Origin of the sequence: Myroides odoratimimus, assembly GCF_030326305.1 — a bacterium.
In the GTDB taxonomy this organism is placed as follows: domain Bacteria; phylum Bacteroidota; class Bacteroidia; order Flavobacteriales; family Flavobacteriaceae; genus Flavobacterium; species Flavobacterium odoratimimum_A.
The window spans coordinates 1-1,585 of the sequence record NZ_JACAKB010000075.1; the positions used below are offsets into that span (position 1 = coordinate 1).

Consider the following 1,585-nt stretch of genomic DNA (forward strand, 5'->3'; position numbering starts at 1 on the left):
CATTCTTTAGAAGATTTTATTCCAAAATTGCATCCAGTACGTATTATTAACACTGTAATAGATAAATTAGACTTAGAAAGTTTGTATGATAGCTATGCTAAATGTGGAGGTGTAAGTTATCATCCTAAGATGTTACTAAAAGTTTTAATCTATGGTTATCTCAATAATGTTTATAGTAGTCGTAAACTTGAGCAGGCCTGTTTAGAGAATGTTCATTATATGTGGTTAAGTGGTATGTCTTACCCAGATCACAATACAATTAACCGCTTTCGCTCTTCTAAACTTAAGGGTTATATAGAACAAATTTTCACTCAGATTGTTGAGTTATTTATAGAGGAAGGTTTTATCAGTATTGAAGAGGCTTATATTGATGGAACGAAAATTGAAGCCAATGCTAATAAATTCACCTTTGTTTGGAAAAAAGCTATAGCAAATTATAAAGAAAAGATGGTTCAGCAAATCTTAGAAATATGGGGTTATGCAGACTCTATTGCTAGACAAGAAAGTGAACTTCCACCACCACCTGACTTTAAGAAAATAGATGTTGATACTATTACTCAAGCCATTGATACCTTGAATGCGGCTTTAAAAGACACCCTAGATATTGACCAGAAAGTAAAAAACAAACTCAAATATATCACCAAAGAGTATCCCTCAAAAATTAAGGAATACCAAGAGCAGGAGGCTATATTAGAGGATCGTAATTCTTATTCAAAAACAGACAACGACGCTACTTTTATGCGTATGAAAGAAGATCATATGGATAGTGGTTTTCTAAAAGCAGGTTACAATGTTCAAATATCAACTAACAATCAATATATCCTTAGTTATAGTATACACTCGAATCCGACTGACACAACTACATTAATACCTCATTTAGAAAAATTTAAAGAGAATTATGGCGTGTTACCTACAGCCGTTATAGCAGATGCAGGATATGGTAGCCAAGAAAATTACACTTATTTAGAAAGCGAAGATATCGCCGCTTTTGTGAAGTATAACACTTTTGATCAAGAACAAGAACAATTAAGTAAGAAACCAAGAAAGAACTCTAAACAAGATACGAAGCCTTTTACAGCAGATAAATTGTTTTATCAACACAACGGTGATTATTTTGTATGTCCAATGGGACAACAAATGCATTATATTGGTGATATAACCAGAACTACAACAACAGGTTTTATTCAAACATTAAAGCAATATCAGGCTAAAAATTGTCAAGGTTGTCCACTAAATGGAATATGTCATAAAGCTAAAGGTAATCGGACTATAGAAATAAACTTCGAGTTACAACGATACCGAAAACAAGCCAATGAATTACTTAATACAGAAAAAGGTATAGATAAGCGCAAACTAAGGTGTCATGATGTAGAAACAGTTTTTGGAAATATTAAGCAGAACCACAGGTTCCGTCGCTTTATGCTTCGTGGTAAGGAAAAAGTCGCAATAGAATGGGGATTATTGGCGATTGCTCAAAATATTAGAAAAAGAGCTGCCTAAAAAGACTGTTTTTACTAACTTTTATCTTTATTATAGTTTTTGAACTCTTGAGGTTTCAATATTTGAAAAAAATCACAGAAAATAG

1 protein-coding gene is annotated in these 1,585 nt (G+C 32.6%); it reads left to right on the forward strand.

What is annotated here, in order from left to right; translation table 11 throughout:
* A partial coding sequence (locus HX049_RS18330; RefSeq protein ID WP_286417820.1) for an IS1182 family transposase occupies window positions 1-1,500 on the forward strand: 1,500 nt, incomplete at its 5' end.
* Window positions 1,501-1,585: the final 85 nt, after the last annotated feature.